We start from the raw sequence: 7,220 nt of genomic DNA on the forward strand, positions 1-7,220 counted from the left end.
TGCTGAAGGCGGCGACCGATGCCGCGGCCGATATCCTGGCCGATCGGCGGGTCTTCGTCCTGGACGAGGCGAGCTGGCAGGCTTTCGATCATGCACTTGACCGGCCGGCGGCCGACGTGCCGGGGCTGCGGGAACTGCTGACCACGCCCACCGTCCTCGATCACCCGGAGCCGGGTCAGGCCGGTCGGTGACCAGCCAGTTCGGCCCGGTCGAGCCGCTGGCCGCGACGCACATGCTGGCCGGGTTCGACTGCGGGTCGGCGGCGCAGTCAGCCTGGCTGACCGCGCACGCATGGCAGGCGCACCAGTCCGGCTCCTCCCGGGTGTACGTGGTCACCGGAACCGATGACGCACATCAGCGGGTGGTGGGCTATTACGCGCTGGCGGCCGGGTCGGTCGCGCCGGCCCAGACGCCGCGGCGGCTGACCCAGGGTGCGGGCCGCTATCACCAGCCGATGGTGATCCTCACCCGGCTCGGCGTGGACCTGTCCGTCCAGGGTGCCGGGCTCGGCCGGGCGCTGGTGGTCGACGCAATGCGCCGCGTCGCTGTGGCCGGTGAGGTCATCGGTGTACGGGCCCTGCTGATCCATTGTGAGAGCGAGGTCGCCCGTGACTTCTACCTCCGGCTGGCGACGTTCGAGGCCGGCCCTACTGACCCCATGCACCTCTTCCTACTGATGAAGGATCTCCGCAAGGCCCTCAGCGGCACGTGACCGAGCGGGCTCGGGTACCGCTCGCGTAACCCGATCAGCGCGCGACAGCGCACCCGTACCACCGTCTTGGACGCAGCGCTGTCGATCGCGCACCATCGACAGCCCCGACCGCCAGGTCACATCGCTCGCAGCACTGGCACCATGCCTACCCGAAGCCACCCGCGCCAACATCAAACCCGCATCCCGAGGCTGTGACCTGCACCGACGGACGTTGGTAGACATCCGTGGACGGTCCGCCGAGGCCATGGATTATGTGCGCTGGCCGGTGCTGGGTGAACGGAGGGGAACGACCGGAGACGGGATTCGGTGATGCCGCGTCCCCTGTTGCCGGTCGCTCTTGTTTTTGTTAACAAAATTATGCTGGATGGGTCATCGCTTCGTCAGCTCGTTCCTCGGTCGGGTGGGTATCGGCCCAGGCGTGGGAGAGCGCTTCGATGAAGATCTCCGGGGGCTGGGCGCCCGAGACCCCGTACCTGTTGTCGATGACGAAGAACGGCACACCGGTGGCACCGAGTGCCCGCGCCTGGCGGGCGTCGGCGTCCACCGCGTCGGCGTAGGTGCCCTCGGCGAGCACGCGGTGGGCCTCGTCCGGGTCCAGGCCGGCCTCGCCGGCAAGCCCGATCAGGCATTCATGATCGAACAATGATCGCTGCTGGGTGAAGTGTGCCCGGTAGAGGCCCTCGACGACGGCGTCCTGGACGCCGCGGTCGCCGGCCAGCTGCACGAGCTGATGCGCGCTGGCGGTGTTGCCGATGGTCCTGTCGGCCAGGTGGTACTCGAGGCCGACGGTGGCCGCGGTGCGTTCCAGCGCGAGCTGGCTCGCCCGTGCCTGTGCCAGGGTCATGCCGTAGGTGGCGACCAGCATGTCGGTCTGGCGCACGACGCGATCGGTGGGCATGGCCGGGTCGAGCTGGAGAGAATGGTGGACGATCTCAGTCTGGTCGCGCTGAGGGAAACTGATCAGCGCCTGCTCGAATCGGCGCTTACCGATCCAGCACCACGGGCAGATGAGGTCGGACCAGATGTCAATCCGCATGGGCCTCTCCTCGGCATCGGTGCTCCGGGCTATGCTCGCAGGGCACAAGGGGCTGTTCGCGCAGCCACGCGAGGCTGAGCGGAGCGTCGCATGGGCGACGCGGTCGTGACGTCCTGGTTATTCCGGCGCGACACGTTGTGCGCGACACGTTGGTCAAGCCGTGTTTCGGCCGTCTCGGCCGCGGGTGGAGGGGACGTGCTGACGCCGAGTCCCACTGGGGTCAATCCCGCCTACAGCATTCAGATCCGTGTCCCGCCGCATGCGGCCGCCGTGGTCCGGTCGGTCATCGCGGACCTGCCGGGCACCGTCACCTGCCAGACCGACGAAGGTGACCCCACCGGTGCGCGCCGCATTGTCCTGGACGCCGACAGCGCCCGCACCCTGACCCGGTTGACCGACGCGCTGCGTCGCGGTCTGGGCGCCGATCTGCTGCACGCCGAGGACCTCGTCTTCTCCACCGCCTCCGCCGGCAAGCTCGCCCAACAGGTGTGTGCCGCGGTCACCACCGGTCATGACGTCGCGCTGCTGGACGCCGACGCGGACCGGCGCGTCATCACCCATCTCGCGGCCCATCCTCGCCACACCGACCGGTACACCGGCCGGTCCCGCCGGATCGCGCTGCTCAGCGACGCCAGCGCCGTCCTGGACTTCGAACCGTTACCCGCCGAAACCGCTCTGCCCGCGGTGGAGTCGCAGGCCGTCCACCTGCAGCGGGCAACCGGCCTGGACATCATCCCCCTGCCGGTCGCCACCAGCGGCGCTGACGATCTCGCGAGCGTCATCCGGATGCTTGCTCCGGGCTTTGCCGCGACCGTCTTGGTGCACACCCACATCCGCCACATCGATGCCGCCCGCGCCGCCGTCGGCGCCGCGTCCCACCTGCTGCTGGACGCGGTCAACGACGGGCTGGCCGTGGCCGCCACCGCCGCGGCCGTCAACGCGCTGCGTACGCGGGCGATCGATCCGGGCCGGGCGCGGATCGTGCTTGTGGACCCGGCACGAGGCGGTGACCTGGCTGGTCTCCTGGTGGCCGCGGGGATCGGCGACGTCACTCTCTATGATCCGGTGGAGTACGGCATCCAGGCGCTGCACGCCGTTGCCGACCAGACGGACCTTGTCATCGATCTCATGGGTCTTGCGGCACCGCCGCGGAGCGTGCCGGTACTGCGTACCCGGTTGGAGACCCCACCGCCGCTGCTGGCCGCCACTACCGGACCGCGCCCGCTGCATGCCCTGCCCGGTCTTGTCACCGCGGCCGTTACCACCCGGATGCCGATCACCTCCGCGGCCCGGCTGGCCGCCGCCTACGCCCTGGCCGCGCAGGCGGAGCCGGGCGCGCTGCTGCCCGCGCTGGACCATCCGGGGCTGACCGCGGCCGTGGCCGTGGCCGCGGCGTGCGCGCTCACCGCGGCGCAGTGATGCGCACGCGCGGCAGTGATGCGCACGCGGCGAGGATCTCTCCCCGCCGGGGAGCGAGCGTCCCGTCGCGGTACGTTCACCGTGCGGGAACGCGGCCTGGTCAGGCGCGGATGGGCGCGTCGATCAGCATGGGGGTGGTGGGCCGCGCCGAACCACCGGCGGGCTCCGCGGTGACGACTATGGAACGGGCGTCACCGACACCGGTGAGCAGACGGTCGACGGCGACCGCGCGGCCGTCGGCGATACCCGCGGACCGCACCCCGTCCGGGCCGGCAGGGCTCGGGCCGGCAAGCCAGAACTGGTATACACGCCCGCCGGTGAGCACCGGCAGGTCCCGCGCTGAGACCAGCGCGTTGCCGGCTACCGCCACCACGGCCAGGCTCCCGCCGCCAGCCAGCGGCATGGCCGCCGAACGTGACAGGGCCGCGGCCGCGAGCGCACTCAGCCGGTCGGCACGCTGGCGCTCGCTGTCCAGGCGCCGCTGCTGGCCGGCCACGGTGAGACCGAGCCCGGTTACCGTGACCAGCGCCGCGGCGGCGGCCGCGGTAACCCGGCGCGACAGGCGGGGGTGACGGGGCTGGCCGCGGCGCTGCCCGTCCCGCGGCCGGTCATCTGGCGCCGGGAGCTGTGGGGCCGGGAGCTGCGGGGCCGTTGCGATCCGCGCGAGTACCGCCGCCCGCAGCGACGCGGGCGGCTCCACCTCGTCAGCCCTGGTCAGGGCCGTCGCCGTCAGCCGTAGCTCAGTCACCTCCCGCGCACAGACGTCACAGCTGGCGAGATGCTCGTCGACCATCGCCCGTTCGTCGCCGTCCACGGCGTCGAGGACGTACGCGCCGGTCAGCGCGTGGACGTCCGGGGACGGCGGGCGCGGGGGAGTCATCGCCCGACGCCCAGGCAGTCACGTAACCGGATCAGGCCGTCGCGCATCCTCGTCTTCACCGTTCCAGCCGGGACCTTCAGGTACTCCGCGACCTCACGGTAGGTGTACCCGCGGTAATAGGCCAACGTGATCGATTCGCGTTGACTGTCGGTGAGGTGGTCCAGACAGCGGCGGAGATGCTCACGCTCGAGCCGCGCCTCGACCTGCTCGACGACGTCATCGAAACCGTCGCCGTCCCGATGGCCGAGCAGGGCCGCGCGGCGTTCCCGGTCGGTGGCCGCCTGGACCGAGCGGACGCGGTCGACGGCCCGGCGGTGCGCGAGCGTGCAGACCCAGGCCGCCGCGCTGCCCTTGGCCGGGTCGAAGCGGGCGGCGGTCCGCCACACCTCGACGAACACCTCCTGGGTCACCTCCTCGGACTGCGCGGGGTCCCGCAGCACCCGCCGGACGAGCCCCAGCACCCGCGGGGCGAGCAGGTCGTAAAGAGCCGCGAACGCATCGCTGTCACCGCGGCTGGCGCGCTGGAGGAACTCGTCCGCGCGCGCCGCGGTATCGGACGCGGGGTGTGACGGGGTGTGCGGCGCGAGGCGCAGCACCCGGCGTGGATTGTCCTCGCCTCGCATCGACATCCGTTTCCGGCTCTTCTCGGAATCATGCCGAGATCGTGATCGCGTTCTTCGTATTGTGCCGGCAACCGTGCTATCGCGGTACCACCGGAGTGGTCATCGGCCACCGGGCCGTCCGCTCGTCGCCGATGGTTTTCCCGCCCGGACCGACGGCGGAGGCCTCACCGGTGGGGCGGGGTGCCCGGGGGCGACGACGAGGCACGCTGGCGTTTTTCGTGGTCACGAAGGCGTTCCAGCGCGCGGCGGTCGCGCTTGGTCGGACGTCCGGCGCCACGGCCGCGGGCACCCACCGCCGCGACATCCTGGGGCACCGGTGGTGGGCTGTGGTCGATAAAGCATTCCCCGGCGACGGCCGCGCTGGTCCGTTTGCTCAGGACACGGGTGACGACGACGATCCGCTCATGCCCGCCGTGGCGTACCCGTACCGTGTCCCCGGCGCGTACCGCATGGGCCGGCTTGACCCGGTCACCGTTGAGATGCACATGCCCGGCGCGGCAGGCCGCGGTGGCCTGCGAGCGCGTCGTGACCAGTCGCACGGACCAGATCCAGCTGTCGACCCGCGCGGTCAGTTCCTGCGACGCCATACCACGATCCTATGAAGCGGGCGAGGTGGAGGCAGCGTCCGGTGCGGGCGGTGCCACCGGGCAGCCGCGCGGGAAGGTGCCGAGCCGGGAGAGGTCATAGCCGTCGGGATAGCTACGGATGTTGGGCCGCTGGCGGGCGTACAACGGCTTGGTGCGCGGCGGCAGGAACCGTACCACCCGGCCGCGTAGCCGTACCGCCGCGGCGCATGCGGCCTGTTCCGCCCGGGAGATCCGCGGGTAGCCCAACGCCGTGCGCAGGCCGTCGTCCATCAGGCCGAGCGCGAACCGCCTGACCAGCGCCGCGGGTGCGAGGTGACTGGGCGGGAAGGTGGTGAACAGAGCGAGCGTGGCGTCGGCGACAGCGCGTCCGCCCGGCTCGGGGGCGAAGCGTGCCGCCTCGTAGGCGTCGAGATGGGTGGTGAACTCCTGCCAGGTCGCCGGGATTCCCGTCATCCCCATGTGCCGGCCCAGCTCACGGTAGTAGTTGGCGCTTGCGGCCTTCTCGGTCTCGCTCAGCCGTCGCCAGCCGAACCGGTCGATCCACCGGATCGGGACGACGACGAACGTGGACAGCACGTACACAAGATCTTCATTGGAGATCGTGTAAGCGCCGTGCATCTGGTTCATGCGGCGGATCGCCGCGCGTCCCAGTGAGCTTGCGAAACCGTGCTCGAGTATCCCGTCGAGAATCAGGACGGTGTCGTCGTAGCGTTTCTGGACGCGTTCGGTGAGCTCGCCGGTCTCGGCGAGAAGCCGCCCGACGGTGGGCACGGCATAGGTGCGGAACAGCGCGAACGACAGCGACTGGTTGTAGTCCCACGGGAATTCGTGGGTGACACTGAGCCGGTAGATGTCGAGGAAATCCGTTTCCGGGTCGAGCCGCTCGATGCGCTTGAGCCAGTCGAACCGTTTCATGCGTGCTCCTCCGGTGACCGGGCCGGCCGGGTGGCCGCGCACCGGCCAGTAGTGCCTCGCTCCTGGATCCACGCCCCTGTTGCCGGGCACTCGTCACTGCTCACGGGCCGGACAGCGCCGGGGCGAGCGTGAGCAGCCGGCGGCCGAGGGCGTCGTCCCCGGTGATGGCGACGTCGAGGTCGCCGGGCGTTCTGCGGTCGCCGACCAGCAGGCAGAACTCCACCGTGTGGAGGGAGATCTCGGCCGCGGGCGGGGTGCGAGCCGCGTCGCCGGCAGCCTCGGCACGGCCGCTGGCGCCGACCCGCACCAGCCAGGACCCTCCGCCTGGCCCGGTGAGCGTGAGCCGGACCATCCCGGCGGGGGAGCCGCCGGACGCTGGCGTACCGAGCCCCGGGGCATGGGACGCGCACAGCTGATCGAGCAGCCGCGCGGCAAGGCCGGACATGGCGTGCAGGTGCTCCCCGAGCGGATGGGGCAGCCGCAGCCCGATCACCCCGGCGATGTCACGGGCGTGGATCCAGGTCTCGAAGGCCCGCGTGACGAGGTGGTCGGCCACGGCCATCTCGACGCCGCCGACCTGGACGATCCGGCTGGCCAGCGCCGGTTCGGCGCGCAGCCGTGCCGCGATCGCGTGGACACCGTGCCGCCACAGCTCGCGGGAGTGCGCGGGCGGCCGGGTACGGGCGTGGGCGATCACCATCTCGCTGTGGGCGACGGTGTTCTGGTGCGGATCCACCGGTGGGTCCGCCGCGATCCCGATCGCGGCGGCGAGCAGAGCATCGGTCGCGGCCAAGTGGGCGACCAGGTCGCTGATGGTCCAGTCGCGTACCGGGCTCGGCGTGCCCCAGGCCGTCTCGTCGATCTCGGCGAGCGCGGACTCCAGCAGGCCGGCCGCGGCGGCGAAGGGCGCGGCGAAGGCGGGTACCAAGGGTGCGGGCCGGCGGCGCGCCAGCGCCGCGGTCAGCACCCGCGCGGCCGGCGGCGGCAACCACGCGTCGGTGTCCGCCCGCACGGTGAGCATGGTGAGCGCCGCCGCTGCCTGCCGCAG

9 protein-coding genes are annotated in these 7,220 nt (G+C 71.6%); 3 read left to right on the forward strand and 6 right to left on the reverse strand.

All coding sequences use genetic code 11. The annotated features are described in order from the left end of the window. The coding region (locus MJ777_RS21555; RefSeq protein WP_239377618.1) for a DUF1778 domain-containing protein at positions 1 to 191 on the forward strand (191 nt) is incomplete at its 5' end. Further along, positions 188 to 712: a GNAT family N-acetyltransferase gene (locus tag MJ777_RS21560; RefSeq protein WP_239377619.1), complete on the forward strand. Its 525-nt coding sequence runs from the start codon at positions 188 to 190 to the stop codon at positions 710 to 712. The genes MJ777_RS21555 and MJ777_RS21560, both read left to right, overlap by 4 nt. 355 nt (positions 713 to 1,067) lie before the next feature. Here MJ777_RS21560 and MJ777_RS21565 read toward each other — a convergent pair whose 3' ends face one another. Continuing rightward, the gene (locus MJ777_RS21565) at positions 1,068 to 1,748 is read right to left on the reverse strand and encodes a DsbA family oxidoreductase (protein WP_239308827.1); all 681 of its coding nucleotides are present in this window, start codon (positions 1,746 to 1,748) and stop codon (positions 1,068 to 1,070) included. Positions 1,749 to 1,943: 195 nt separating this feature from the next. On the opposite strand from MJ777_RS21565, the gene MJ777_RS21570 reads away from it, so the two are divergent. Further along, entirely contained in the window at positions 1,944 to 3,167 is a 1,224-nt protein-coding gene (locus MJ777_RS21570) for a malic enzyme-like protein (RefSeq protein ID WP_239308826.1), read from the forward strand. 100 nt (positions 3,168 to 3,267) lie between these two features. Here the strand turns inward: MJ777_RS21570 and MJ777_RS21575 are convergent, their stop codons facing one another. The 5 genes from MJ777_RS21575 to MJ777_RS21595 all read right to left on the reverse strand — a co-directional run. Next, entirely contained in the window at positions 3,268 to 4,047 is a 780-nt protein-coding gene (locus MJ777_RS21575; RefSeq protein WP_239377620.1) for an anti-sigma factor, read from the reverse strand. Next, positions 4,044 to 4,676, reverse strand: coding sequence for an ECF RNA polymerase sigma factor SigK (gene sigK / locus MJ777_RS21580; RefSeq protein ID WP_305039432.1), 633 nt, complete (start codon positions 4,674 to 4,676; stop codon positions 4,044 to 4,046). Before sigK ends, MJ777_RS21575 begins: the two co-directional genes overlap by 4 nt. Before the next feature lie 158 nt (positions 4,677 to 4,834). Then, positions 4,835 to 5,257 carry an RNA-binding S4 domain-containing protein gene (locus MJ777_RS21585; protein WP_239308824.1) on the reverse strand — a complete coding sequence of 141 codons (423 nt, stop codon included), beginning with the start codon at positions 5,255 to 5,257 and terminating at the stop codon, positions 4,835 to 4,837. 9 nt (positions 5,258 to 5,266) lie between these two features. Further along, a complete protein-coding gene (locus MJ777_RS21590) occupies positions 5,267 to 6,172 on the reverse strand; it encodes an oxygenase MpaB family protein (RefSeq protein WP_239377621.1) in 906 nt (301 codons plus the stop codon). A 100-nt stretch (positions 6,173 to 6,272) separates the two neighbouring features. Then, the coding region (locus tag MJ777_RS21595) for a maleylpyruvate isomerase N-terminal domain-containing protein (RefSeq protein WP_239377622.1) at positions 6,273 to 7,220 on the reverse strand (948 nt) is incomplete at its 5' end.

Source organism: Protofrankia sp. Cj5, from assembly GCF_917627405.1.
Taxonomy (GTDB): domain Bacteria; phylum Actinomycetota; class Actinomycetes; order Frankiales; family Frankiaceae; genus Protofrankia.

Bases quoted from the DNA above. Each gene is read 5' to 3' on its own strand.
- MJ777_RS21585 (WP_239308824.1), bottom strand. From the start codon at position 5,257: ATGGCGTCGCAGGAACTGACCGCGCGGGTCGACAGCTGGATCTGGTCC.
- MJ777_RS21590 (WP_239377621.1), bottom strand. From the start codon at position 6,172: ATGAAACGGTTCGACTGGCTCAAGCGCATCGAGCGGCTCGACCCGGAA.
- MJ777_RS21565 (WP_239308827.1), bottom strand. From the start codon at position 1,748: ATGCGGATTGACATCTGGTCCGACCTCATCTGCCCGTGGTGCTGGATC.
- sigK (WP_305039432.1), bottom strand. From the start codon at position 4,676: ATGTCGATGCGAGGCGAGGACAATCCACGCCGGGTGCTGCGCCTCGCG.
- MJ777_RS21575 (WP_239377620.1), bottom strand. From the start codon at position 4,047: ATGACTCCCCCGCGCCCGCCGTCCCCGGACGTCCACGCGCTGACCGGC.